Genomic DNA, 24,671 nt, shown 5'->3' on the forward strand with positions numbered 1-24,671 from the left:
ATCTGGGCGGGGGTTACGTTTTTGAATATAGCCCACAATCGACGCCGACCTGAGCGCCCCTGTCGCGCGTGCTGAATTGCAGACGTAACGGGGCTTTGCCAGGAGACAACAGCTCAGACACGAGAAAGGCCCTCATGCCCGGATATTCCGACCCCGGTTTCGACACCCTCGCGCTGCACGCCGGCGCCGCGCCCGACCCCGCCACCGGCGCGCGGGCGGTGCCGATCCACCTGACCACCTCCTTCGTCTTCGAGTCGAGCGACCACGCCGCCGCCCTCTTCAACCTGGAGCGCGCTGGCCACGTGTACTCGCGCATCAGCAACCCGACCAACGCGGTGCTGGAGCAGCGCGTGTCGGCGCTCGAAGGCGGCATCGGCGCCATCGCCACCGCCAGCGGGCAGGCGGCGCTGCACCTGTCGGTGGCCACGCTGATGGGCGCGGGCTCGCACATCGTGGCCAGCACGGCCCTGTACGGCGGCTCGCAGAACCTGCTGCACTACACGATGCGCCGCTTCGGCATCGAGACCACCTTCGTGAAGCCCGGCGACCTCGACGGCTGGCGCGCCGCGGTACGCCCCGAGACCAAGCTCTTCTTCGGCGAGACCGTGGGCAACCCCGGGCTCGACGTGCTCGACATCCCGGCCGTGGCCGACATCGCCCACGAGGCCGGCGTGCCTCTGCTGGTCGACTCCACGCTCACCTCGCCCTACCTGATCAAGCCCTTCGACTGGGGCGCCGACCTGGTCTACCACTCGGCCACCAAGTTCCTGTCGGGCCACGGCACCGTCATCGGCGGCGTGGTGGTCGACGGCGGCAGCTTCGACTGGGAGAAATCCGGCAAGTTCGCCGAGCTGACCCAGGCCTACGACGGCTTCCACAACATGGTCTTCAGCGAGGAAAGCACGGTGGGTGCCTTCCTCCTGCGCGCCCGCCGCGAGGGCCTGCGCGACTTCGGCGCCTCGATGAGCCCGCACACGGCATGGCTCATATTGCAGGGCATCGAGACGCTGCCGCTGCGCATGGAGCGCCACATCGACAGCACGCAGAAGGTGGTCGAGTTCCTCGCGAGCCACCCCTTCGTGTCTCGCGTGGGACACCCGCTGATCGAATCGCACCCGAGCCATGCGCTCGCGCAGAAGCTGCTGCGCCATGGCGCGCGCGGCGCCGGCGCGGTGTTCAGCTTCGACATCAAGGGCAGCCGCGCGCAGGGCAAGGCCTTCATCGAGACGCTGAAGATCTTCAGCCACCTGGCCAACGTGGGCGACTGCCGCAGCCTGGTGATCCACCCCGCGAGCACCACGCACTTCCGCATGACCGACGAGGCGCTGGCGGGCGCGGGCATCTCGCAGGGCACGATCCGCCTGTCGATCGGCCTCGAAGACCCGGCCGACCTGATCGACGACCTCAAGCGCGCCCTGAAGGCCGCGGAAAAGGCGGGTGCCTGACATGAACTACACCGTCAACGGCCACGCCACCTACTGCTACACCGGCGGCAAGCCCTTCGATGCGGCGAAGCCCACGGTCGTCTTCGTCCACGGCGTGCTCAACGACCACAGCGTGTGGATCCTGCAGAGCCGCTGGTTCGCCAACCACGGCTGGAACGTGCTCGCGGTCGACCTGCCCGGCCATTGCAAGAGCGAGGGCCCGCCGCCGGCCAGCGTGGAAGAGGCGGCGCAATTCGTCATCGCGCTGCTCGACGCGGCCGGCGTGCGCAAGGCCGCGCTGGTCGGCCACAGCTTCGGCTCGCTGATCGCGCTCGAAACGGCTTCGCGCGCCCCCGACCGCATCACGCACCTCGCGATGGTCGGCACGGCCTATCCGATGGCGGTGTCGCCCGCGCTGCTCGAGAGCTCGGTGAGCGACCCGCAACGCGCCATCGCGATGGTCAACACCTTCTCGCACTCGCTGCTGGCGCCGCCGCCCTCCTCGCTCGGCCCCGGCACCTGGCTCTACGGCAGCTCGCGCGCGCTGATGCGCCGCGTGCTCGCGAGCAACCGCGAGGCGAACGTGTTCCACATCGGCTTCAAGGCCTGCAACGACTACGCCAACGGCGAAGCCGCGATGGAGAAGGTGCAGTGCCCGGTGCTCTTCCTGCTGGGCGACGCCGACCAGATGACGCCGCCGCGCGCCACCAAGGCGCTCGTCGGCAAGGCGCGCAACGCCAAGGTGGTGACGGTGCACGCCGGTCACGCGCTGATGAGCGAGGCGCCCGACGCGGTGCTGTTCGCGCTGCGCGACTTCGTGACGGCCGCCTGAGCGCCTACTCCGCCGCGATGCCCGCCCGGTGGGCGAGCGCGCGGTAGCGCGAGATCTCGCCTTCCATCTGCGCGCGGAACGCCGCCGCGCCGATGGCCACCGGCTCCATGCCCTGCGTGCGAAGCTGCGCCTGCAGCGCCGGGTTGCCCATGGTCGCCACCACCGTGCGGGCGAGCTTATCGATCACCGGAGCCGGCGTGCGTGCCGGCGCGGCGAAGCCGTACCAGGCATCGAAGGTGGCGTCGGGCAGGCCCTGCTCGGCCAGCGTGCGCACCTCGGGCAGCATGCTGGAACGCGTCGCGCCCACGATGCCGAGCGCGCGCAGCTTGCCCGATCGCACGTGCGGCGCCACGGAAGCCACGGTGTCGATGCCGACCTCGATCTCGCCGCCGATCACCGCCATCGCTCCCTGGCTGCTGCCCTTGTACGGAATGTCCTGCAGCTGGATGCCCGCGGCCAGCGCGAACAGCTCGCCCGCCAGGTGCGGCCCCGAACCCGAGCCGAATGTGGCGTAGCGGATGCTCTTCGGCTTCGCCCTGGCCGCCGCGATGAGCTCGGGCAGCGACTGCCACGGCGTGCCCTTGCCCACCACCAGCACCAGCGGCGTGCGCGCCACGATGGCGATGGGCGCGAGGTCGCGCACCGTGTCGTAGGGCAGCTTCGCGCGCAGGGCCGGGTTCACGCTGAAGCTGGTGGAGCCCGACAGCAGCAGCGTGTAGCCGTCCGGCGCGGCCTTGGCGACCGCGTCGGTGCCGATGATGGTGGAGGCACCGGGCTTGTTGTCGATCACGATGGGCTGGCCCAGGTGCTCCGACAGCGTCTGCCCCATCGCGCGCGCCACGAGGTCGGTACCGCCGCCCGGCGGGAACGGCACGACCAGCCTGATCGGGCGGTCGGGCCACGCCCCCTGGGCGAAAGCGGGCGCATGGGTGCCCAGCACGGCGGAGGCGGAAAGCAGCAGGCCGAATCGGCGGCGGGAAATGGCGAGGCTCATGGTGCGTGTCAGGAAAGGGAGGAAACGGATTGCGGCAGCCGACCGGCGGCCCACGGTGCGAGGCCCGGCTCGCCCAGGTCCCAGTAGAGGCCGGCCATGATCTGCAGGCCCTCGCGCGCCAACGGCGCGAGCAGGTGCTCGTTGGGCGCGTGCTGCGCGCAGGCGGGGTACGAATGCGGCACCCACAGCGTGGGCAGCCCCAGCAGGTCGGCGAAGACGTCGTTGGGCAGCGAGCCGGCGAGGTTTGGCAGCAGGTCCAGGCGCTGGCCGCTGCTCTGCTCGATGGACCGGCGCGCCCAGCCCACCCAGGGGTTCTCGACGTCGAGCCGCGTCGCGGCACCGGTCAGCGTGACCTGCACCTCGACCTGCTCGAAACCATGCGCGTCGAGATGCTCGCGCACGATCTTCTCCAGGTCCTGCCACGGCGTGCCGACCACGAAGCGCAATTGGCAGTGCGCCACGGCCTCCGAGGGAATCGCGTTGACGGGCCGCTGCGGCGAGCCCGCGCCGAGCGCCAGTACCTCGATGGTGTTCCAGGCCACCAGCCGCTCGGCCGCACTCAGGCCGGGCTCGCCCCAGCCCTCGTCGACCTCGGGATCGTCCGCGCCGCCGCCGATGGCGATGCCGGCCAGCGCGTCGCGCACGGCCTGCGTGACCGGCGGCGGGCGCAGCGCCTCGACGAGGATGCGCCCGCGCGCATCCACCAGCGAGGCCACCGCATGGCTGACGACCGTGCCCGGGTTGACAAGCACGCCGCCCCAGTTGCCCGAGTGATAGCCGCGCGGCCGGGCGCGCAGCCGCAGGCTGAAGTTGACCGCGCCCCGCGAGCCGAGGAACAGCGTGGGCCGCGCCGCGCTCACGCGCGGGCCGTCGCTGGCGATGAACAGGTCGGCGCGCAGCTTGCCGCGCTGCTGCGCACACACCGCGTGCAGGCCGGGCGAGGCAGCCTCCTCGCCCATTTCGACGAGCCATGTCACGTTGTAGCCAAGCCGCCCACCGCGCGCCTCCAGCGCCGCAGCGAGGCCGCCGATGTTGATGCTGTGCTGGCCCTTGTTGTCGGCCGCGCCGCGCCCGTACCAGCGCTCGCCGCGCACGGTCAGCGCCCACGGGGCGAGGCCTTCCTGCCACTGCGCGTCCTGCCCGCTGACCACGTCGCCGTGGCCGTAGGTCATCACAGTGGGCAGGGACGGGTCTTCGATGCGGCGCGCGATGAGGAAGGGGCCGCCGCCGGGCACCGGGTTGGCGATCACCTCGCAGGCGAAGCCGAGCGCCGCGAGCGGCGGGATCATTTCCTCACGCAGGTAGGCCTCCAGCGCGGGCGTTGCGGCGCCGGTGTCGCTCTCGGTGCGGAAGGCGACTCGGCGCCGGAGGTCGGCGAAGAAGCCGCCTCCATCGAAGTAGGCGGCTGCAGCGGCGAGGCTGTCCGTGCGTTGCATGAAGGGGTTCCTTGTCTTTCTGTCCGTCGGGAGAGCAAGTACAAGGCCTGCGGGCCGATGCTTCCAGCATCGTTTTGGCAAGCTACCATTGCCTTGAAGGCAATACTCCAGACGCTTCGCTCCCTGTCATGACGCTTCCGCTCCTCAGCATCCCGATGCGGCACTTCCTCGAAGTGGCGCGCAGCGGCTCGGTCAACCAGGCTGCCGCCCGGCTGTTCGTAGCCTCGTCGGCGGTGAGCCGGCAGATCGCCAAACTGGAAGACAGCCTGGGCACGCCCCTCTTCGAGCGGCACGCGCGCGGCATGGCGCTCACGGCCGCCGGCGAGCGGCTGGCCGCGCACCTGCGCAATGCGCAGCTCGACATCGAGCAGGTGATCGAGCAGGTGCGCGACCTCGGCGGGCAGGGCGCGCGGCGAATCCGCATGGCCTGCACCGAAGGCTTCGCGGGGCACTTCATGCCGCTGGTGATGCGCAGCTTCGAGTCGGCCAACCCGGGCTGCCAGCTCGAGCTGCACGTGGGCTCGCCCGACAGCGTGAGCGCACTGCTGGCGCGCGGCGAGACCGACATCGCGCTCAAGTACGTGGTCGCGCCCGAGTCCGGCCTGAAGATCGAGCACTCGGCCACAGCACCGGTGTACGCGGTGCTGCGGCCCGACCATCCGCTGGCGCGCCAGCGCGTGGTGTCGGTGGCAGACGCGGTGCGCTACCCGCTGGCCGTGGGCGACAAGGGCGTGACCGCGCGCCAGCTCTTCGACCAGGCCTGCAGCCTGCAGGGGCTGCAGTACCACGCGCTCTTCGTGAGCAACTTCTCGTCGGTGCTGCTGCCACTGCTGCGCACGCCTGACGTGATGCTGTCGGGCCTGCTCACGGTGATGCACCTGATCGACGCGGGCACGGTGGTGGCACGGCCTTTCGCGGAAGCGCCGCTGCAGCAGCGCCAGCTGCAGGTGCTGGCGCTCGAGGGCCGCACCCTGCCGCCGCTGGCGCAGGACTTCGTGCGGCACCTGGTCGCGGCGATCGCCAGCGCGGGCCGGCGCAAGCTGGGGCGCGCGCAGGCTTCCGGCGCAATGAAGAAAGAGATCAGCCCAGGGCGTTGATGTCCACTGGGTCGAGGATCGGCTTCGGCGCACCGTTGCGCGCCACCGCCAACATCGCACGGCCCACCTTCTCGGTGGTCGTCACCCGGTTCGGCCAGAGGCGGAAGGCCAGCCCGAGCACGGGCCTGAGCACGACGATCGCCGCGTCGTACAGCGGCGTCTTCGAGCGGATGCCGTGCAGCGGCTGGATCATGCCGGGGCGGAACATGTAGGCGGCCTTGAACGGCAGGCGCAGCAGCGCGTTCTCGGTCGCGCCCTTCACGCGCGCCCACATGCTGCTGCCGCGCTCGCTGCTGTCGGTGCCGGCACCCGTCACGTAGGTGAAGGTCATGCCCGGGTTGAGCCGGGCGAGCACGGTGGCGGCGGCCAGCGTCAGGTCGTAGGTGATGCGCTTGTACTCGGGCTCCTTCATGCCCACTGACGACACGCCGAGGCAGAAGAAGCAGGCGCCGAAGCCCTGCAGCTGCGATTCGATGGCGCCGTAGTCGTACATGTCCTTGTGGACCAGGTCGCGCAGCTTCGGGTCCTGCTGCCCCGTGGGGTTTCGGCCGACCGCGACGACACTTTCCACGTCGGGTGCCAGCAGACACTCGCGCAGCACGCCCTGCCCCACCATGCCGGTGGCGCCGAAGATCAGGACTTTCATGGGAGAGGCTCCGGTCAGACCGTGAAGACGGTGGGCTTCTTGTTCAGCACGGCCAGCAGCAGGTCGACGTCGAGGCTCGAGGGCTTCGGCGGCTGCAGCGCGGAGAGCATTCGCGAGAGCGTCTCGGCATGCGGCAGCAGCGGGCCCAGGAAGCGCGTGCCGTCCGCGCCCGCGACCAGCAGGGTTGGGAAGGTCTCGACATCGAAGGCATCGGCGATGTCGGCGTGGTCCTCGATGTCGACCCAGGCGAAGCGGAACTGCGGGTTCGCGCGAGCCACTTCTTCGAGCAGCGGCCGGTAGTCACGACAGGTGCCGCACCATTCGGCGCAGAGGCAGACGACCCACGGCGCATCGCTGCCGGCCGGATCGACGGATTCGGGGGTGCTGGGTAGGGCGCTCAAGGCTGATGCGTCAGTGGTGTGATCGGAAGGCCGGATGGTGCGGCCGGAAGGTCGTGGCTATTATGGACAAAGCCCCCATTCCACGAGATCCGGGGGATACAGGAGACCCTCGATGAACACCACGACTGCCTCGGGATCTGCCGTCGATCCGCGCCAATTCAAGAGCTTTGCGGAGTTCTATCCCTTCTACCTGACCGAGCACGCCAACATCACCTGCAGGCGGCTGCACTTCGCGGGCTCGACGATCTCGCTGCTGTGCCTGGTGGCGCTGGTGGTCACGCTCAACCCGCTGTGGCTGCTGGCCGGGCTGGTGGCGGGCTACGGTTTCGCCTGGGTCGGGCACTTCGGCTTCGAGAAGAACAAGCCGGCCTCGTTCAAGCGGCCGCTCTATTCCTTCATGGGCGACTGGGCCATGTATCGCGACATCTGGCTCGGCAGGGTAAAGATCTAGATCAGGAGCACGTCGCCAAGCCTCAGCGAGCGCAGCGGCCCCTTCTGCCACAGGTCCTCAAGCGGCTCGGCCTGCGGCATCAGCAACTCTTTCAGCAAGGGCTCGATGGGCGTCGACGGGTCTGCGAGCAGCACGTAACGCGGGTCCTCGTTGGCGGGCTCCTCCGCCAGCGGTGCGATCCAGTCGAGCGCCACCAGCGTCTCGAGCACCGGCGCGAGCTGCAGCGCATCGACGCGCATGCGCGTCACCAGTTCGGTCGCGCCCATGCCCTTGGCCGGCGTGGCCTGTGCGCGGGCCAGGTGCTGCAGCGTTTCCATCGCCAATTGCAGCGGCCAGCCGGCTGTGCCGCCGCGCCGAGCGACGCCCGTCAGCAGGCTCGGCAGGTAGGCCGCGATGACCGCGCCCAGCAGCACGATCACCCAGGCCACGTAGATCCACACCAGAAGAATAGGCACCGTGGCGAACGCGCCATACAGCACGGAGTAGGTCGGCACCAGGCTCAGGTAGTAGCCCAGCACGCGCTTGGCGATCTCGATGGCCGCCGCCACGAAGATGCCTCCGGCCCAGGCGTGCGACCAGCGCACGTTGGTGTTGGGCACGTAGTGGTACAGCGACGCCATGCCGACTGCCAGCAGCGCGAACTCGAAGGTATCGAAGAACAGCTTCACCATGCCGCGCCCCACCACGTCGCTGGTGGCCGAGACCACGTAGGAAGTGGTCGAGAGGCTCACCGCGAGGATGATCGGCCCCAGCGTGATCGCGGCCCAGTAGATCAGCACCCGCTGCGCGAACGGCCGCGGCGAGCGCACGCGCCAGATGTTGTTGAGCGTCTTGTCGATGGTCAGGATCAGCGCGATGGCGGTGATCAGCAGCACGATCAGGCCCGCGATGCCCAGCCCGCTGGCCTTGCTCGCGAACTGGTTCAGGTAGCCCAGCACCTGACGCGCGATGTTGTCGGGAATCAGGCTCTCGATGAGCCAGCGCTGCAGGCGGCCCTGCATCTTCGCGAACATCGGGAACACGGTGAAGAGGGCCAGCGCCACCGTGAAGAAGGGCACCATCGCGATGGTGGTGGTGAAGGTCAGGCTGCTGGCCGTGAGGCCGAGCCGATCCTCGCGGAAACGCTCGCCCAGCACCGCCGCGGTGTTGCGCCACGGAAAGCGCGAAAGATCCCTCCAGAGCTGCCGTCGATTCATGGCCGGTATCATGCCATCCGCCCTTTTCGCAGCGCCCGCCGCCCACCGTGTCCGACACCCCGCTTCCTCCATCTTCCGTTCGCGCCACCCGCTGGGCCGCCGTGGGCAGCCTGCTCGGCCTCATCGTGCTGGGCCTTGCCTGGGAACTCTGGCTCGCGCCGCTGCGTCCGGGCGGCTCGCTGATGGCGCTGAAGGTGCTGCCGCTCGTCATTCCGCTCGCGGGGCTCTGGAAGAACCGCATGTACACCTACCGCTGGGTCAGCCTGATGATCTGGCTCTATTTCACCGAGGGCGTGGTGCGCGCCTGGAGCGACACCAACGGCGTTGGCCAGGTGCTCGCGCTGATCGAGGTGCTGCTGTGCCTCGTGCTCTTCGCCGCCTGCGCATGGCATGTGCGGCTGCGCCTGCGCCACGCCAAGAACGCTGCCCGCCAACTGGAGGCTTCCGCCCAATGAACACAACCGCTGCTTCTGCTTCTTCCGCTTCCCTGATCGAACAACTGCGCGCCATCGTCGGCGCGTCGCATGTGCTCAACGAGGGCGACCTCACCGCCTACGAGCAGGACTGGCGCAAGCGCTCGCGCGGCAAGTCGCTGGCCGTGGTGCGGCCGGCCAACACGCAGCAGGTGGCCGACGTGGTCAAGGCCTGCGCCGCGGCCGGCACGGCCGTGATTCCGCAGGGCGGCAACACCGGCCTCGCGGTCGGCTCCATTCCCGACGACAGCGGCACGCAGGTGGTTCTGAGCCTGCAGCGCCTGAACGCGATCCGCACGATCGACGCCGCCAACCTCACGATGACGGTCGAAGCCGGCTGCATCCTGCAGACCCTGCAGGAAACCGCCGAGAAGCAGGGCTACCTGTTCCCGCTGAGCCTTGCGGCCGAGGGCAGCTGCACCATCGGCGGCAACCTGGCCACCAACGCGGGCGGCACGCAGGTCGTGCGCTACGGCAACACGCGCGAGCTGTGCCTGGGCCTGGAAGTGGTCACGCCGCAGGGCGAGATCTGGGAAGGCACCAGCGGCCTGCGCAAGGACAACACCGGCTACGACCTGCGCGACCTGTTCGTCGGCAGCGAGGGCACGCTGGGCATCATCACCGCGGCGACCATGAAGCTCTATCCGCTGCCCGCCGCGCAGCTCACGGCCTGGGCCGCGGTGCCTTCGCTCGACCACGCGGTGACGCTGCTTGGTCTCGCCCACAAGCACCTGGGCCCGGGGCTCACCGGCTTCGAGGTGATGGGCAAGTTCGCGCTGAGCCTGGTCGACAAGCACATGCCCCAGCTGCGCGTGCCCTTCATCGACGACGATGCCGTGCCCTACTGCGTGCTACTCGAGAACTCCGACAGCGAGTCCGAAGACCATGCCCGCGCGCGCTTCGAGGCGCTGCTCGAAACCGCCTTCGAGGACGGCTGCGTGACCGATGCCGTGGTGGCCGAGAACCTCACGCAGGCGCACCAGCTGTGGCACATCCGCGAGAGCATTCCGCTCGCGCAGGCCGAGGAAGGCCTGAACATCAAGCACGACATCTCGATCCCCGTCTCGCGCATCCCGGCCTTCGTGCAGGAGACCGACGCGCTGCTCGCACGCGAGATCGCCGGCGTGCGGCTGGTCAACTTCGGCCACCTGGGCGACGGCAACCTGCACTACAACGTGCAGGCGCCGGAGAACGTCGATACCAAGGCCTTCCTGAAGAACGAGGAAGAGCGCATCAACACGCTGGTGTACGACGCGGTCGAGAAGTTCGGCGGCTCGTTCTCGGCCGAGCACGGCGTGGGTTCGCTCAAGGTCGACAAGCTCGAGAAGCACAAGTCGCCGGTGGCGCTGGAGATGATGCGGGCGATCAAGCGCGGGCTCGATCCGAAGAATATCCTGAATCCGGGGCGCGTGATCCGGGTCTAGGCTGACCTGCGGACCGCGTTCGCCCAGGCCCGCTCTTTCCCGGCGCCGAGCGGCCGGGCGATCCGTGACGCGCCGCAGTCATGTCTTGTGCTAACAATTCGGTGATACACTCCAATAAGAATAGTTCTTATTCACTCACCCCGGGATCTTCAAAGCCAAGCACCTGCACGGCCCGCCCGCCTCTTCCCATGCGGAAGTCGGGGCAGTCTTGTCGATGCGTTCGGGCAAGCAGCCCCGGGATCCATCGTCGATGCTTGCGAGAAGGCGGCCGGATGCGCGACCTCGTCCAGGAACTTGTAGCTCACTATGCGGACTTGCGCCGGCAGCTCACTCGCGACCTGAGAGATCCGCACTACGCGGCCGACATCGCGCAATCGAGCTTCGAGCGGGTCTACACGGCAGCCCTGAAGGCGCGCGGCGGCAATCGCGGCGATGCCCTGCCCGACCTGCAGGACGCCAATGCCAACGCCATCGAATCGCCTCGTGCCCTGTTGTTTCGCGTGGCGCGCAACCTGTGCGTCGACGACGCCCGCCGGCGCAAGGTCGCCCAGGAGTGGGCCGGCACGCACGCGGGCATCGGCACGCAGCAGACGGCACAGTCCAGCGAATACGTCGTGGCCCAGCAACGGGTTCTGGCACGGGTGGTCGAAACCATGGAACAACTGCCGCCGCGCCGACGCGAAGTCTTCCTGCTGTTTCGCGCCTACGGCCACACGCGCAGTGAAATAGCGCAGCGGCTGAACATCACCGAGATGGCCGTGGCCAAGCATCTGCTGCGCGCCACCATCGACTGCTCGCGCGCATTCGCCGAACTGCGCTCGGAGCTGATCGAACCCCAGGTCGTGCTGAGCCGGCCGGGCTTCGACGCGGCACTGGCAGAAGACTTCTCGTGAACGGCGGCAGCATGGCGGTCGGCGCTCCTCCGCGCGAACGGCTGATCGAGCGCGCGCTCGCGCTGATCGTCGAAGGCGAGATCGCCCCCGGCGAGGCCGCGGGCCGCGCCCGCGCGTTGCTCGACCAGTGGCGCAGCAAATCGGCGGAACACGCGGCGGCCGTGCAGGAGGCGCACGAGCGCTGGGATGCGCTCGGCGGCATGGCGAGCGACCTGCGCGCGCACTTCGACGAACCCGAAGCCGCTCTGATGGCCAATGCGGCAGCCGCCGCCACGGCGTCGACGCACCGCCAGCAGCGCCGCAAGATGCTGCTTTCGGTCGCAGCCTTCCTGGGCACCGGCCTGGTCGCGGGCCGGGGCGTGCAGTGGTACTGGCAGCAACCCGTGTTTCGCGCAGCCTACGAAACCCGGACCGCGCAGATGCTGAAGGTGACGCTGACCGACGGCCGCGGCGATGCGCCCGGCAGCCAACTCGACCTGGCGCCGCAGAGCGCGATCGACGTGACGCTCTATCGACAGCGCCGCACCGTCGACATGGCGCACGGCGAAGTGCGCTTCGAGGTCGCGCGCGACACGGGCCGCCCCTTTCATGTCCGCACGCGCGGTGCCAGCATCGAAGTGGTCGGCACCGCATTCACGGTGCGCGACCGCGGCGGCCCACTCACCGTAGGCGTCGAGCATGGCCATGTGCGCGTGCGCGTATCGCCGCGGGACGGCTCCGCCGGCACGGAAGCGGAAGTGATCGACCTGCGCATGGGCGAGCTGCTGGAAATCCAGGACGGCCACGCAGCCGCCGTGCGGCAGACGGACACGGCCGCCCTGTCCGCCTGGCGCAGCGGCTGGCTGGTCTTCGAGAACACGCCGCTCGGCGACGCCCTGGCCGCGGTCAACAGCTATCGCGCACAGCCCATCGTCAGCACGAACTCGCGCATCGACGCGATGCGACTGTCGGGCCGCTTTCGCACCAACGATTCCGACGGCCTCGTTGCCGTGCTGCCGACGATCCTGCCCCTTGCCACCGAACCGCGGCCGGATGGCAGCGTGGCCCTGCGAGTGCGCTGAGTCGATCGGTCCTTCGCCGCGTGCCTGCTTCTCAGGCGCCGGGCACGTTCCCGACGGGGTGACCGGACTGCGCCAGGCCCCACTCCGCAAGCGCGATGTCGAGCGCACGCAGATGGCGCGGGTCCTTTCCCAACCACTGGGCCAGCTGCTCGGTGTTCTGCAAGGTCGGCGACGCATGCACGCAGGCAAAGAGCGACGCCGCGGTGCGGATGCATTCGTCGGGCACGAGGGTGCGCATGACCGGCCCCTCGCGCGTCATTCGAGCCCGCCCGTGGGCGGATGAAAATTCCTGCGGCGACTGACGACCAGCGCGGCACCCGCGAGCGCCCAGAGGCGCAGGGCACGGTCGAATGCGCGCGGATGCGCCTGGTCTTCCCGCAGCCAGTGCGTCAGCTTCAACGCGCCCGTGCGGCATGGGTTCTCTCTGAGGTCCATGTAGAGACGCCATGCGGTTTCCTCGGCGCACTGCGCCTCCGGATGGTTTTGCGGGGCCACGGCTACTCCAGGCGCTGTGTTGTTGATTCGGGATGACGACCGTCGAGGCCGATGCGGGCCCGGGAATGCCGGCGCGCAAAGGCGTCTCTTGAAAATGACGTTTCGAAGACCGGAATGTTCAGCCGGGCGTTTCCGCACTCGTCGCGGGTGGCAGCACGAGAGGCCCTGTGACCTGCTGTTGCTGTTGCTGCTCCCGGGATTTCAGGTACGCCTTGCGCTTGCGCAGCCAGATCACGACGCCGGTCACGCTCAGCATGGCCACCACCAGGCCCATCACGGAAATCAGGATGCGCCCCGGCAGCCCGAGGATGCGGCCCGAGTGCACCGGGAACTGTGCCTGCACGAATATGTCGGCGGCCGTGCCCTTCCAGGGCTCACGGATGCCGACGAAGCGCCCGTCAACGCCATCGACATACAGGATCCGATGCCCGACGCCGCCTGACCCATGCTCGTCTTCCGGCGCATAGAACTGCGCGCCGTAGATGCCGAAGAGCTCGGCATAGAAGAGCTCCCCCACGGGCTCCTGCCAACCGAGACGCTGCGCCTCCTGCGTTACCTTGCCGAGCACGTCTGCATAGCCGAGCCGGGGGATCACCGGTTTTTCCTCGGGCGCGGGCTGGCGTTGCTCGAAGGGCGTGGGCGTCACGTCGGACACCAGCGACATCGCAGGAAAGAACACCTCGCGGTACAGGTTCAGCGAGAAGGCGGTGAAAGCCACGATGAACAACAGCGCCCAGGTCCACAGGCTGCCGGCGCGGTGCAGGTCGAAATTCAGCTTGTATGAACCACCACCCCAGCGGACCTTCCACGCGGGCTTCCAGCGTTGCCACCAGGCCTTGGCTCCGTCGGCTGCGCGCGCCTCGCCCGCCGCGGGCTTCTTCGGCCGGCGCATCGGCAGCGTCAGGTAGAAGCCGGTGAAGCAGTCGATGGTCCAGACGAGCGCGATCGCGCCCATCAGCCATACGCCCCAGCGGTCGATGCCCCAGAACTTGGGCAGGTGCAGGCTGTAGTGCAGCACGTAGAGAAAGGAGACGAAGTTCTCCTTGCTGATCGGCCAGACCGCACCCCATTCGCGCCGCCCGAGTTCTTCGCCGGAAGCCGGATCGATGAAGACCTGGTTGAAGCCGGGCTTGAACAGCTGGCCGGTGGCGGGATCGACGCGCGCCTGCACGCCGAAGGCCAGCGAATGCCCCGGCTCGGCAGCCATCGGCAGCGCCGACACCTGCACCTGCGGATGCCGCGCCTCGATCTGCCGGGCCAGCTCCAGCGACGGCAAGGCAGGCCCGGTCGTGCGGGCATCCGTGAGATGCGGATTGAGCCATTCGTCGATTTCGTGGTCCCACGAAATAACGGCGCCAGTCAGGCCGGCGACGAACAGAAATGCGGCCATCAGGAGGCCGGCCCAGCGATGCAGGGCCACGAGCATCAAACGCATTCGGTATGTCCTTCATCGGCGGCGGGCGCGACACCCGTGCACCGGGGCTCCTGCCATCCACCGCCCATTGCACGGTAGAGCGAGACCCGAGCCTGCAGACGCGCCATGCGCAGCTGCACCGCAAGATCCTGCGCGACGTAGAGGGTGCGCTGCGCATCGAGCAGCGCGAGCAGGGTCTCGGCGCCCGCGCGATAGCGGGCTTCGGACAATTCTGCCGCACGGCGCGCCTCGGCCAACTCGGCTGCTTGCGCCGCGGCCTGCGCATCGATCGCCGATACACCATTCAGCGCGGTCTCCGCATCCGCGAACGCACCGACGATCACGGCCCGGTAGTCGGCCAGCAGTTCTTCGCGCTTCGCCTCGGCCAGTTGCCGATTGCCGGCCAGGCGCCCTCCATCGAAGACCGGCGCGGCCAGACCGGCAGCCAGGCTGTAGATCGGGTTGTCGAAGAGCCTGCCGAAACGGCTTTCTCCGGTGCCCACCGTCGCGCTCAGGGAAACGGTCGGCAGCAGCGCGGCGCGTGCCGCCAGCACGTTGGCGTCGGCGGCGGCCAACCGGGCTTCCGCGCGCGCGATGTCCGGGCGCCGCACCAGCAAGGCAGAAGGCGCGCCCACGACGATGACGGGAACCTGAAGCGCATCGAGCTGCGGCCCTTGCAGTTCGAACGCTGGTGCCGTGGTGCCCAGCAACAGCGCCAGTGCGGTTTTCGCGTCGCTGGCCTGCTGACGCAATGCTGCGTGTGCACGTTGCTGTGCGGCCACCAGTCCACGCTGCTGTGCGAGGTCCAGCGGCGACACGGCGCCGGCGCGACTGCGCGCCTCCACCAGCGCCAGCACGCGGCGCGCGTTGTCGAGATTGCGCGCGGCGATCTCGGTGCGCTCACGCAGGGCCAGCGCCAGCAGCCAGGTGCCGGCGACGTCTGCCGTCACCGTGAGCCGCACCGTGTCGCGGTCGAAGGTGCTGGCACGCGAGCCTTGCAGCGCCTCGTCGCGCAACGCGGCGCTTCGGCCCCACAGGTCGAGTTCATAGGTGGCGGCAAAACCAGCGGCATAGGTACTGCCGGCGACCGTGGCAGCACCGCCCAGGCGCCCCTCGCGGCTGATGCCGAGACTGGCCGTGACTTGGGGCTGCAGTGCCGCGCCGGCGATGCGCGTCCGCGCATCGGCCTGCCGCACCCGCGCGACAGCCGCGGCCAGATCGTTGCTTTGCGACCGGGCGCGCGCAATCACCGCGTCGAGCTCCGTGCTGCCGAAGCTGCGCCACCACTGCGCATCGATCGGGCCCGTGGTGTCGTCGACCTGCGCGTGGCGCCACACGGAGGGAAGCTCCACCGCGCGCTCGGCACGGTCGCCGTGCAGCGCACAGCCGGACGACAACGCCGCGCACAGCAGGGCCGTCCAACAGGCAACGTAAACGGAGCGCGTCCTGGGCACGGTCACTCTCCCGCCAGCGCCACCACAGGGTCGAGCCGCGCGGCATTGCGCGCCGGCATGAACCCGAAGATCACGCCCGTCAGCACCGCGCAGCCGAATGCCCCCACGCTCGCCGCCAGCGAGAACAGCACCGGCACGCCGGCCAGCATCAGCCCCACGACGATGCCCAGCCCTGCGACGACGCCCACGGTGCCGCCCACAGAAGTCACCAGCACCGCCTCGGTCATGAACTGCCGGAGGATGTCGCGCTGGCGCGCGCCCGTCGCCATGCGGATGCCGATCTCGCGCGTGCGCTCGCGCACCGTCATGAGCATCACGTTCATCACGCCGATGCCACCGACGATCAGCGACACGATGGCGATCAGCCCCAGCATCAGCGTCATCGCGCGCGCCGTCTCGGTCTGCACGCGCAGCGCCTCGACGCGGTTCCAGATGCGTACTTCGCGGCCGGCCTGCTGGCGCGCCAGCTGCGCCTCGATGGCCTCAGCCGTCTCCTGCGCCCGCTCGATGTCGCGCACCTGCACGGCGATCCACGTCGGATGCGGGTGGCCGTAGATCCGCGTCGTCGCCGCGGACAGCGGCACCACCACACGGTCGTCCTGGTCCTCGCCGTCGTTGGCGCCCTTGGCGGCCAGCACCCCGACGATCTGGAACGGCACCTTGTCCACCAGGATGTCCTGGCCGACGGGGCTTTGCCCGTCCGCGAAGAGCAGCTTGCGCACCGTCTGGCCGATCACGGCGACCTTGGCGACGCGCAGCTCGTCGTCCGCATCGAACATCACGCCTTCGGCCACGCCCCATCCGAGCACCGGAGAGAAATCGATCGTGGCGCCGCCGCCTTCGGTCAGGTGGTCGATGTTGCCGCGCCGCACCACCACCTTGTCTTCGATGTAGGGCGCCACGCCCTCGACGTTGGGCAGCATGCGGATGGCGTCCGCGTCGGCCAGCGTCAGCGGTGCGCCGGGATTGCGGGTGCTCGCGACCTGGGCCGAGACGAACATGGTCCGCGTGCCGAAGGTCTCGAACTGCGCCATCACCTTCTTCTGCGAGCCGCCCCCGACCGCGAGCATCACGATGACCGACGCCACGCCGATGACGATACCCAGCAGCGTGAGCCCGGTGCGAAAGCGGTTGCTCCACATCACGCGCCACGCCGTGCGCGTGGCCTCGCGCATGTCGGCCGCCATGGAGGCTCCGCCGCGCGACGCCTGCGGGTCGGGCATCTCGATGTCGACCGCAACGGCCGATGGCTCCATGCCGCCCGAGTCCTCGACGATGCGTCCGTCGCGGATCTCGATGATGCGCCGCGCCTGCGCCGCCACCGAGCGGTCGTGGGTGATGAGGATGACGGTGTGGCCCGCGTCCGCCAGCTCGTGCAGCAGCGCCATCACTTCAGCGCCGCTCTTGCTGTCCAGGGCGCCGGTGGGCTCGTCCGCAAGGATGATCCGCCCGCCGTTCATCAGCGCACGCGCGATGGCCACGCGCTGCTGCTGGCCGCCCGAGAGCTGGTGCGGGCGGTGGTGCAGCCGCGCGCCCATGCCCAGCCGTTCGAGCAGGGCAACGGCTCGCGTATGTCGTTCGGCTTCCGGCATTCCGGCATAGAGCGCGGGAATCTCCGTGTTCTCCAGCACCGATTCGCTGGGCACCAGGTGGTAGCCCTGGAACACGAAGCCGAAAGCCTCGCGGCGCAGCCACGCGAGCGCATCGCCGTCGAAGGTGGACACGTCGCGCCCGTCGAACAGGTAGCGCCCCGCGCTGGCCCGGTCGAGGCAGCCGAGGATGTGCATGAGCGTGGACTTGCCGGACCCCGAGGCACCGACGATGGCGACGAACTCGCCCGCGTGCAGCTGCAGGGAGATGCCGTGCAGCACCGTCACGGCGGGGCTGCCGCCTTCCGCGCCGCCCTCCCCTTCGCGGCCACCGTACGACTTGCGGATGTCCTGCAACTCGATCAGGGGCCTGGGGGTCTCCCCGCGTGCGGGCTTCTGAGGTGGTGTCATTCCTTCGCCGCCTTGCCCACCACGATGCGCTCGCCGGCCTGCGCCCCTTCCAGCACCTGCGCCGCCAGGCGGTTGCGCACACCGATGCGCAGCTCGCGCCGCTCCACCTTGCCGTCGGCGCGCAACACACGGGCGGTGAAGCGGTCGGCGCTGCCGGCCACGGGCACGAGTGCAGCCAGCGGCACAGCGAGCACGTCCTTCTCGGCGTACTCGACGAACGACACTTTCGCGGTCATCTGCGGCATGAGCTCGCCGTCGGCGTTGTCGACATCGAAGAGCGCGGTATAGACCACCACCTTGCTGGCCGCGGCCGACTGGCGCGCTCCGCTGTCGCTGTTGCCGGACTTGTTCTCCGGCACCGGCGGCGCGGGCAGCAGCTGGCGCACCTTGCCTTGCCACTGGCGCCGGCTTTCGCCGAGCGTGGTGAAGTAGACCGGCATGCCCGCCTTGATGCGGCGCACGTCCGCCTCCGACACCTCGGACCATACGGTCATCGACGACAGGTCGGCGATGCGCAGCACATTCGGCGTCTGGTAGGTGGCATTCAGCGTCTGGCCTTCGCGCGCTTCGACGGACACGATGGTGCCGGCCATCGGCGCGTAGATGCGGGTGTAGCCGAGCCTAGCCTCGTCGGCCTTCAGCGTGGCCTGGGTCTGCGCGATCTGGGCTTCGAGATTGCGTACGCGCGCGGCGGCGGAAGCCAGCGTGGCCTCGGCGCCCTGCACGTCTTCTTCGCGCGTCGCGCCGTCGGCCGCCATCTGGCGTTGCCGCGCGTGTTGCTGCTGCGCGAGGCGGTGCTGCGCCTGCTGGTCGGCCAGCTGCGCCCGCTGGCCCGCGAGCGACGCCCGGCCAGCATCGACCGTGGCCTGCTGCACGCTCGGATCGATCTCGACCAGCAGCTGCCCCTTGGCGACGATGTCGCCGGGCTGCACCCGCAGCTTGAGGATCTGGCCCGAGACCTGCGCGCCCACGTCCACATAGTGCCGCGGCTGCAGCACGCCGAGCGCGGTGACGCTCGATTCGATGGTGGTGCGCGCCACTGGCACCGACTCGACCTCGGCGGCGGAGCCGCGCCCCCAGAGCATGCCGGCGCCCGCCACGGCCGCCAGCGACACGAGCGACAGAGCCACCGCATAGCGACGACCGGCGCCCTTCGCGGCACCGCTGCTGACACCACTGTTCAACCCGCCACCCCGCTAGGCTGAAAGGCGCTGTGTGCGCGGCCGGGAATGAAAGCCGGCCAGCGGCAGCATTCCGGCGCCATGGCTGCCCGGCTCTTCGGACTGCGGCTCATACGAACCCTGTGGCGTCGCGCCCTGGTTCCGACACGTCGAACAGGGGCCGTGGATCTGCACGTCGAACGCACCGGCCGACGGCAACCCCCGGCTCAGCGCCACGCGCATGAGCACCTCGCGCAGATCGCGGTCATGAACCTCTGCGACGGCTCCGCAGCCGCCGCAGCGCATGCGCACGCCGCAGGGCTCGGCGTCCGGCATCTTGTAGCGGAACACCGCCAGGGCACCGCCGCGGCTTCGCACCCATTCGCGCATGATCAGGCCGCTCTGCTCGAACTCCTTGAGGATGCGGTAGACCGTCGTCAGGCTCACCGAGGTGCCGCGCAGCAGCATGCGGCGGAAAACTTCTTCGCCTCGCTGCCACTCCTCCCCGGCATCCGCGAGGGTCTGGAGCACGCAGACGCGCACCACGGACGGCCGCAGGTTGGCCGCCCGCAGCTGAGCCAGGAAGGCGGGACGCGGTTGCTGCTGCAGGGCTTTATGTGCTTGCGGCTGGTCGTTCACGCGGCGAGGCTTTCGAGTCGGGGCCGGGCGCGGTCTTCCGCGATGCGCCCCGCGCGCATGGTGATCACGCGGTCGGCCAGGTGGAAGTAGCGGTCGTCGTGCGAGATCACGACCAGCAGGTGCCCCTTGGCACGCAGTTCGGGCAGCAGCTCGGTGTAGAACAGGTGACGGAAGGTCGGGTCCTGGTCGGCCGCCCATTCGTCGAACACCAGCACCGGCCGCCCTTCGAGGTACGCATGCACCAGCGCCAGGCGCTTGCGCTGGCCGGTGGAAAGATCGGTGGTGGTGAAGGAACCATCCTTCACGGAGACCTTGTGCGCGATCTCCAGACGCTCGAGGTACGGCAACGCGGCCTCGGGCAGGCCCGCGGGGGACGCGCCGCCGGAGCCGTCCGCCACCAGGTCCTCGAACAGATAGAAATCGGAGAACACGGTGGTGAAGAGCTGCCGGTAGTCGTCCCGGGCCTCGGGCGTGACGGCCTTGCCGTCGACGAGTATCTCCCCGCCTTGCGGCGCGTAGAGGCCCAGCAGCAGCTTGATCATGGTGGTCTTGCCGGAGCCGTTGTCACCGACCACGAAGACCAGCTCGCCCTTGTTCAACCGCAGGTCGACGGGCCCCAGCACGAACGCGTCGCTGCCCTCCGCTGCGTCGAAGGCATAGCGCACGCCGCGCAACTCGATGGCATTGCCCAGGCGCACTTCGCTGGGCGCGCGGTCCAGGTGCAGGTGCGGCTCGGGGCTGGCGAAGCGCGTCGACAGGTCGGCGATGCGCTGGAACGCGACCTTGGCGCGGCCCACGCCCGGCAGCGCGCCTGCGATCTGGTCCATCGGCCCCTTGAGGAACAGCAGCACGAGCACGAAGCCGCTCAGCACCACGGGATCGGTGTTGCGGAAGGCCGCCCAGCCCAGGATCAGCGCGATCAGCAGGAAGAACAGCGCCGAGCCGAAGGCCGTGGCGATCACGTAGGTGTTGATCGCCCGGCTGTTGACGGTGCGGATGCTGTCGACGATGCGTTCGATCTGCCCGCCGAACACCAGCGCGCGGCGCGAGCGATGCATGCGCAGCTCCTTCGCACCCTCGCTGATGCCGCGGTAGGCCTTGTGCAGTTGCTCTTCGTAGTCGCGCGCCTTCCAGAAACCGGCCACGCCGCGGGTTTGCGCCACCACCTGTATGGAGATGCCGATCACCAGCGCCACCGTCAGCACGCAGAACAACGGAAAGGACAGCACCGCCAGATAGGTCAGGCATCCCAGGGCAATGGCCAGCGAGATCAGCGTCGCGGAGAAAGCGAAGGCCACGTCGCTGATCATGTCCACGTCCTGCGACAGCACGGGCATCAGCCGGTGCGTGCGATAGCGCTCCAGCGCGTCGATCGGCGCCGACAGGATCTTCTGGGCCAGGCTCTTGCGGATCTGCGAGACCAGTCGCTGCCCGACGAGATTGGTCGAGACGTCCGAGACCACGCGACCGATCAGCGACACCGCGCACAGCGCGACGAAAGTCAGCAGCAGCCCGCCGGCGAGGCCGCCGGACGTGTTCAGCACCTTGTTGATCGTGGCCAGCAGCAGCACGGTGGCCACGCCGGCGGCGATGCCGGTGATCGACGACAACGCCATCCATGGGAGAAAAGGCTTCAGCAGGCGCCTGATTTCGGCGGCATCGCCATTCGAAGATGTCATGCGAAAGTCTTTCCGCCCCTCGGGCGACAACGACCCGGCAGCGTGGACCTCCCAGCGACCGGACGGGTAACGAATGAAAGACGACCGGGCGGATGGCCAAGGTCGCCGGCAGCTCGGAGCCGCTCCCCCATTCAACGGGCGACGCTCCGAAATGTTCATGCGGCCGCGGCGTGAACACCGGAGCCCTCTGTCCGTCCTAGCTGCATGCACGCCGAATTCCATTTGCCTTCCGGGTCCCGGAACGGGCCATGATTGCGCTGCTGGAGCCCCTGTTCCAGGGAGAGCACGCGAGGCATGGAGAGGCCCTCCAGTGCGCGCCGCAGCCGCCCGCCAATGCCATCGGGGTGGCCGATCTGCTGCGCGACCCCGCCCTGCTGACCGACCTGCTGCATCGCCAGGCCCGGCATCTCGGCACCGATGCCCGCGATCTGCGGGCAGTTGCCTCCGCATGGAGCCTGGAGTACCTGGGCATGTGGCTGCCGCCGATGGTGGCTGCCGCCAGCGTGCTGCAACATGCCTTTCCGGCCGCGCCGGAACAGGTCTGGGTGAGCTTCGACGAAGCCGGCGATCCGCTCAGCTTCCACATTCGCGACCTGGGCCGGCCGATGCCGGGCGCCAGCACTGCGCAGCGCTATGCGCCGATGTTCTGGCAGCACCTGGAGCCCTTGTTCGCGGCCATCGGCCGCCTGACGAAGCTCGCGCCGAAGATTCTCTGGAGCAACACGGCGCGGCACATCGAAACCATCCTGAACGAAGCACTGGCCCTTACCGGCGGCGCGGCGCCGATCAGGCAGGACCGGGACCGGCTGCTGCGCGACGCGACATGGCCGCAGGCGCACGTCCATCCCCTGTACGCGCCCCGGCGGGAGGTGCGCAGGCTCGAGGCCGGTCGCTGCGAAACCCTGACGCTGTACCGGCACTGCTGCCTGAACCACCTGCTGCCCGGCGAGACGCACTGCGGCCCCTGCCCGCTCGCACCTGCGTATCGCAGGGACCGGGCCGAAGCGGAAGAACGGGACGCCTGAGCGGCGCGCGCGCCCTCGCACATGAACAGATTCACGGCTGCCTCGTCTTTCTCAGGCGGCGGCACATCAGCCACCACTTCAGACCAGACCAACACCGAACGCCCATGTCCAAAGCCAAACTCGTCTACATCCTGTCCCTGAGAAATGCCGCGGCCGATCAGGCCGGCCAGTTCATCGACTACAAGGGCGAGCGGCGCTACATGAAGTCGCCGCTCGAATACCTCGCCGAGGCGCTGGACGGCACGCCGCTGGGCGACGCCTATTCGCTCGAGGGGATCATCTACGACGACGACCAGACTTCGCCGCGCGACCGCAAGTCGCTGCAGGACTACGGCTTCGCCTGCGAGCCGGGCAAGAAATGGATCTTCCCCGCGGACCTGCGCACGCAAGGCAAGCGGCTGAACGACATGCTGCACCCGATCGCGTCGACCTACCGGCAACTACCTCTCGACGCCCCCGACCGCGCCAAGGGAAAGAGCGACTTCGAGCGCCGCCTGTACGACAAGCTGGTGGAACTCGAGGCCGACGTCGTCGTGCTCGACGGGCTGCTGGTGATCCTCGACGAACTGGTGCGCCCGGGCGCGCCGTTTCACCGGCGGATCGCGAACATCCATCCCGGCATCACGCGCATCGAGTCGCCCTATGAGCGCCGCGGCGCCCATGCCACGCTCGACGCGCTGTACGGCGCGCAGGGCAAGCGGGTGGTCGACTGGAACACCCTCGAGAAAATCGATGTCGCGCCGGTCACCATGACCGGCGCGTCGTTCCACTACGTCGACAACGGCATCGACTCCGGCGAGGTCATCTTCGACGTGCTCGACACGAAGATCGAGCCCGGAGAAACGATCCTGGAGCTGCGCTGGAACAACTTCAACAACAGCCTGTTTCCCGCGCTGCACCAGGGCCTGGCACTGCTGGCCGAGACCACCGCGGCCCCGGTTGCCGCGTGAACACCCGAGCGCACCCGGCGTCATGTCCAGCAATGTCCCGGGCGAATGCCTCACTCGCGCACGCGAGCCCTCTTCAAACACAGGAGTCGATCTTCAATGCAACACGTCCATGATCTGATCGGGATCGGGTTCGGCCCGTCCAACATCGCGCTGGCCATCGCGCTCGAGGAAAAGCGCCATGCGGGCCGCCCGTTCGACGCCCTGTTCATCGAAAAGCAGCTGAGCTTCGCCTGGCACCCGCACATGCTGCTGGACCATGCGCACATGCAGATCTCGTTCCTGAAGGACCTGGCGACGCTGCGCAACCCGACCAGCCGCTTCACCTTCATCAACTACCTGCACGAAAAAGGCCGCCTGACGGACTTCGTCAACCTCAAGAGCTTCTTTCCGAGTCGCCACGAGTTCAACGACTACCTGTCGTGGGCCGCGGAGCAGTTCGACGACGCCTGCGCCTACGGCGAGGAGGCGTTCGAGGTGCTGCCCGAGGAAAAAGGCGGCGAAGTGGCCCTGCTGCGCGTGCGCTCGCGCAACCACGCGGGCAAGCTCGTCGAGCGGCTGACGCGCAACCTGGTGGTCAGCATCGGCGGCATGGCCAACATTCCCGACAGCTTTCGCACCCTGCGGAACGACTCGCGCGTGTTTCATTCCAGCACCTACCTGCAGGACATCGCACAGATCGGCGACCCGCGGCGGGTGGCCGTGGTGGGCGCGGGGCAAAGTGCAGCCGAGATCTTCATGGACCTGCAGGGCCGCCCCGGCGCGCCGCAGGTCGATCTCATCACGCGTGCCCGCTCGATCCGCCCGGCGGACGACAGCCCCTTCGTGAACGAGATCTTCAACGCCGAGTTCACCGACTACACCTTCAGCCGCTCGGAGGACGAGCGCGCGGCACTGCTCGACGAGTTCTGGCACACCAACTACGCCGTGGCCGACCTCGAGCTGATCCAGCAGATCTTCAAGTCGTTCTACCAGCAGCGGGTGGTCGGCGGAAACCGGCTGCGCCTCCTGCGTCGGCACGACATTCGCGGCGTGGCCGCCGACGGCCAAGGCGTGCACCTCACGCTGTGGGACCAGAACGCGATGCGCGAGAGCACCGTCCGGTACGACGCAGTCGTGCTCGCCACGGGTTATGCAAGGGAGCATCACAAGACACTGCTGTCGCCGCTGGACCCGTACCTGGGGGACTACTCGGTCGACCGGCACTACCGGCTGCAGGGCACGCCGGACTTCCGCCCGGCTATCTACCTGCAGGGTGCCTGCGAGGATTCGCACGGCCTCAGCGACACCCTGCTGTCGGTCACGTCGGTGCGCACCGGAGAGATCGGCAGCGCCCTGCTCGCAACGCCGGCCGGCCCTGCCGTCCACGTGCACCAGGAGCGCGAAGCGATCGGAACCTGAGTTTTTTCGGGCATCGGACCCCGGGGCGAAAAAAAGTTGCGACGGTGTGTCTCTGTTTTATGAGTTCGAACGTCTTACTCATAGAAGCGCCAGAGACCGGAAATCGGGCCGGCATCCGCGCCCGAAGGT

24 protein-coding genes are annotated in these 24,671 nt (G+C 68.8%); 11 read left to right on the top strand and 13 right to left on the bottom strand.

All coding sequences use genetic code 11. From position 1 onward, the window contains the following. Nucleotides 1-134 precede the first annotated feature (134 nt). Both ABL840_RS27930 and ABL840_RS27935 read left to right on the top strand, forming a co-directional pair. Nucleotides 135-1,445, top strand: coding sequence for an O-acetylhomoserine aminocarboxypropyltransferase (locus tag ABL840_RS27930; protein ID WP_093209576.1), 1,311 nt, complete (start codon nt 135-137; stop codon nt 1,443-1,445). A 1-nt stretch (nt 1,446) separates the two neighbouring features. Continuing rightward, nucleotides 1,447-2,256 carry an alpha/beta fold hydrolase gene (locus ABL840_RS27935; RefSeq protein WP_093303372.1) on the top strand — a complete coding sequence of 270 codons (810 nt, stop codon included), beginning with the start codon at nt 1,447-1,449 and terminating at the stop codon, nt 2,254-2,256. 4 nt (nt 2,257-2,260) lie between these two features. Here the strand turns inward: ABL840_RS27935 and ABL840_RS27940 are convergent, their stop codons facing one another. Both ABL840_RS27940 and ABL840_RS27945 read right to left on the bottom strand, forming a co-directional pair. After that, on the bottom strand, nt 2,261-3,250 hold the full coding sequence (locus ABL840_RS27940; protein WP_093303370.1) for a Bug family tripartite tricarboxylate transporter substrate binding protein: 990 nt from the start codon (nt 3,248-3,250) through the stop codon (nt 2,261-2,263). Nucleotides 3,251-3,258: 8 nt separating this feature from the next. After that, nucleotides 3,259-4,686 carry a M20 family metallopeptidase gene (locus tag ABL840_RS27945; RefSeq protein WP_093303368.1) on the bottom strand — a complete coding sequence of 476 codons (1,428 nt, stop codon included), beginning with the start codon at nt 4,684-4,686 and terminating at the stop codon, nt 3,259-3,261. Between the two features lie 128 nt (nt 4,687-4,814). Between ABL840_RS27945 and ABL840_RS27950 the strand changes: the two genes are divergently transcribed. Continuing rightward, entirely contained in the window at nt 4,815-5,783 is a 969-nt protein-coding gene (locus tag ABL840_RS27950; RefSeq protein ID WP_093303365.1) for a LysR family transcriptional regulator, read from the top strand. Here the strand turns inward: ABL840_RS27950 and ABL840_RS27955 are convergent. After that, nucleotides 5,767-6,429, bottom strand: coding sequence for an NmrA family NAD(P)-binding protein (locus tag ABL840_RS27955; RefSeq protein ID WP_093303363.1), 663 nt, complete (start codon nt 6,427-6,429; stop codon nt 5,767-5,769). The two genes, ABL840_RS27950 and ABL840_RS27955, sit on opposite strands and share 17 nt — an antisense overlap. Nucleotides 6,430-6,443: 14 nt before the next feature. Continuing rightward, entirely contained in the window at nt 6,444-6,830 is a 387-nt protein-coding gene (locus ABL840_RS27960; protein WP_093209566.1) for a thioredoxin family protein, read from the bottom strand. A gap of 112 nt (nt 6,831-6,942) precedes the next feature. Here ABL840_RS27960 and ABL840_RS27965 point away from each other — a divergent pair, with 112 nt between their 5' ends. Then, the gene (locus ABL840_RS27965) at nt 6,943-7,281 is read left to right on the top strand and encodes an Mpo1-like protein (RefSeq protein WP_093209565.1); all 339 of its coding nucleotides are present in this window, start codon (nt 6,943-6,945) and stop codon (nt 7,279-7,281) included. Here the strand turns inward: ABL840_RS27965 and ABL840_RS27970 are convergent. Next, a complete protein-coding gene (locus tag ABL840_RS27970) occupies nt 7,278-8,489 on the bottom strand; it encodes a YihY family inner membrane protein (RefSeq protein WP_093303360.1) in 1,212 nt (403 codons plus the stop codon). The two genes, ABL840_RS27965 and ABL840_RS27970, sit on opposite strands and share 4 nt — an antisense overlap. A gap of 35 nt (nt 8,490-8,524) precedes the next feature. Here ABL840_RS27970 and ABL840_RS27975 point away from each other — a divergent pair, with 35 nt between their 5' ends. The 4 genes from ABL840_RS27975 (at nt 8,525) to ABL840_RS27990 (ending at nt 12,328) form a co-directional block, all read left to right on the top strand. Next, nucleotides 8,525-8,932, top strand: coding sequence for a DUF2069 domain-containing protein (locus ABL840_RS27975; protein WP_093303357.1), 408 nt, complete (start codon nt 8,525-8,527; stop codon nt 8,930-8,932). Further along, nucleotides 8,929-10,374, top strand: coding sequence for an FAD-binding oxidoreductase (locus tag ABL840_RS27980; protein ID WP_093303355.1), 1,446 nt, complete (start codon nt 8,929-8,931; stop codon nt 10,372-10,374). The genes ABL840_RS27975 and ABL840_RS27980 overlap by 4 nt, the downstream gene beginning before the upstream one ends. 272 nt (nt 10,375-10,646) lie before the next feature. Then, on the top strand, nt 10,647-11,267 hold the full coding sequence (locus ABL840_RS27985) for an RNA polymerase sigma factor (RefSeq protein ID WP_093303353.1): 621 nt from the start codon (nt 10,647-10,649) through the stop codon (nt 11,265-11,267). Further along, nucleotides 11,264-12,328 carry a FecR family protein gene (locus tag ABL840_RS27990; RefSeq protein WP_418116031.1) on the top strand — a complete coding sequence of 355 codons (1,065 nt, stop codon included), beginning with the start codon at nt 11,264-11,266 and terminating at the stop codon, nt 12,326-12,328. The genes ABL840_RS27985 and ABL840_RS27990 overlap by 4 nt, the downstream gene beginning before the upstream one ends. A gap of 31 nt (nt 12,329-12,359) precedes the next feature. Here the strand turns inward: ABL840_RS27990 and ABL840_RS27995 are convergent, their stop codons facing one another. The 8 genes from ABL840_RS27995 to ABL840_RS28030 all read right to left on the bottom strand — a co-directional run bounded on the left by ABL840_RS27995 (nt 12,360) and on the right by ABL840_RS28030 (nt 21,169). After that, a complete protein-coding gene (locus ABL840_RS27995; protein WP_143042943.1) occupies nt 12,360-12,566 on the bottom strand; it encodes a hypothetical protein in 207 nt (68 codons plus the stop codon). A gap of 17 nt (nt 12,567-12,583) precedes the next feature. Next, entirely contained in the window at nt 12,584-12,823 is a 240-nt protein-coding gene (locus ABL840_RS28000) for a hypothetical protein (RefSeq protein ID WP_093303349.1), read from the bottom strand. Between the two features lie 118 nt (nt 12,824-12,941). Beyond that, nucleotides 12,942-14,258, bottom strand: coding sequence for a PepSY-associated TM helix domain-containing protein (locus ABL840_RS28005; protein ID WP_093303347.1), 1,317 nt, complete (start codon nt 14,256-14,258; stop codon nt 12,942-12,944). Next, the gene (locus ABL840_RS28010; protein WP_093304125.1) at nt 14,249-15,691 is read right to left on the bottom strand and encodes an efflux transporter outer membrane subunit; all 1,443 of its coding nucleotides are present in this window, start codon (nt 15,689-15,691) and stop codon (nt 14,249-14,251) included. Before ABL840_RS28010 ends, ABL840_RS28005 begins: the two co-directional genes overlap by 10 nt. A gap of 2 nt (nt 15,692-15,693) precedes the next feature. Next, nucleotides 15,694-17,691 (bottom strand): ABC transporter permease, encoded by a 1,998-nt coding sequence (locus ABL840_RS28015; protein WP_093303345.1) that lies wholly within the window; start codon nt 17,689-17,691, stop codon nt 15,694-15,696. Continuing rightward, nucleotides 17,688-18,776 (bottom strand): efflux RND transporter periplasmic adaptor subunit, encoded by a 1,089-nt coding sequence (locus tag ABL840_RS28020; RefSeq protein WP_418116379.1) that lies wholly within the window; start codon nt 18,774-18,776, stop codon nt 17,688-17,690. The genes ABL840_RS28015 and ABL840_RS28020 overlap by 4 nt, the downstream gene beginning before the upstream one ends. 111 nt (nt 18,777-18,887) lie before the next feature. Further along, nucleotides 18,888-19,490, bottom strand: coding sequence for a Fur family transcriptional regulator (locus ABL840_RS28025; RefSeq protein ID WP_093303340.1), 603 nt, complete (start codon nt 19,488-19,490; stop codon nt 18,888-18,890). Continuing rightward, the gene (locus tag ABL840_RS28030; RefSeq protein WP_093303336.1) at nt 19,487-21,169 is read right to left on the bottom strand and encodes a cyclic peptide export ABC transporter; all 1,683 of its coding nucleotides are present in this window, start codon (nt 21,167-21,169) and stop codon (nt 19,487-19,489) included. Before ABL840_RS28030 ends, ABL840_RS28025 begins: the two co-directional genes overlap by 4 nt. A gap of 248 nt (nt 21,170-21,417) precedes the next feature. Between ABL840_RS28030 and fhuF the strand changes: the two genes are divergently transcribed. The 3 genes from fhuF (at nt 21,418) to ABL840_RS28045 (ending at nt 24,542) form a co-directional block, all read left to right on the top strand. Further along, a complete protein-coding gene (gene fhuF / locus ABL840_RS28035) occupies nt 21,418-22,194 on the top strand; it encodes a siderophore-iron reductase FhuF (RefSeq protein ID WP_093303334.1) in 777 nt (258 codons plus the stop codon). Nucleotides 22,195-22,298: 104 nt separating this feature from the next. Continuing rightward, nucleotides 22,299-23,144, top strand: a complete 846-nt coding sequence (locus tag ABL840_RS28040; protein ID WP_093303331.1) for a N(5)-hydroxyornithine transformylase PvdF — start codon at nt 22,299-22,301, stop codon at nt 23,142-23,144. Between the two features lie 96 nt (nt 23,145-23,240). Beyond that, nucleotides 23,241-24,542: a lysine N(6)-hydroxylase/L-ornithine N(5)-oxygenase family protein gene (locus ABL840_RS28045; protein WP_093303329.1), complete on the top strand. Its 1,302-nt coding sequence runs from the start codon at nt 23,241-23,243 to the stop codon at nt 24,540-24,542. Nucleotides 24,543-24,671: the final 129 nt, after the last annotated feature.

The organism is Variovorax sp. NFACC27 (assembly GCF_048301545.1).
Classification (GTDB): Bacteria; Pseudomonadota; Gammaproteobacteria; order Burkholderiales; family Burkholderiaceae_C; genus Variovorax; species Variovorax gossypii.